Source organism: Gilliamella sp. B2838, assembly GCF_026536185.1.
In the GTDB taxonomy this organism is placed as follows: Bacteria; Pseudomonadota; Gammaproteobacteria; order Enterobacterales; family Orbaceae; genus Gilliamella.
In genome coordinates, this window is the sequence record NZ_JAFNOO010000043.1 from 1 (window position 1) to 831 (window position 831).

General features: G+C 23.0%; 1 protein-coding gene. It reads left to right on the forward strand.

Going from position 1 to position 831, the window contains the following annotated elements:
• Nucleotides 1-58 precede the first annotated feature (58 nt).
• Nucleotides 59-307, forward strand: a complete 249-nt coding sequence (locus tag J3U63_RS13215; RefSeq protein WP_267371853.1) for a hypothetical protein — start codon at nt 59-61, stop codon at nt 305-307.
• Nucleotides 308-831: the final 524 nt, after the last annotated feature.

Consider the following 831-nt stretch of genomic DNA (forward strand, 5'->3'; position numbering starts at 1 on the left):
TACCTCTAAAAGAAATCAAAATATGATATTTGTTATTCGAATAAAAGGATAAAGACAGATGAAAAGAAGACTATTTATCATACTTTGTTATTTTTTTACTATTCATTCTCATGCTGAAGTTGAAAACAATCTTGATAAAAAGATTACAAACTATAAATCAAAAATATATCAAGGTGATAGTTTGGTTAGTAAAAAAAAACTTGTGAAAACAATAGATTCTACATGTTTGTCAGTTAATCTATATGAAAGTGGTAAAACACAAAAAGAAATAGATATGGAAAAAAGAAGTGTATTTTATCGAAAATAACTTTTAATTATAGTGAAATAATTAATCAAATGGTATCAAATGAAAAAATATACCTTTCTCCAATAAATGGTATTAATATTTTCTTAAAAAAAAACTAAAACACAAATTTATCCAGAAGATCTGAACATAGAAGTAAGACTTTTTACAGAATTAAATAATAAAATAATTGATGAAATTCCACTCTATTATGAGAAATATAATATTGAAAGTTTTTACGCAGAATCTCAATACTATTTCATTAATAATTATATATATATACTACAAGTTTCACATTTTGAAGAAGGTGATTGGCTTAAATCATGGAATAAATACTCTATTGATGATAATGGTAAATTTAATTTACAACAGTCAATTAAATGTACGTATAAATTTGAGAATGGAAAAGAAAAAAACATTTGTCAATAATTTTAAATTTTCTTAAAACTAAAAATTCTCATGCTAACGAGTTTATGGAAATAATAGATAAAGAAATCAATATGGTGTGTTTAACTTCAAAATCGCCGAATTATCAGGATGAAACGAAG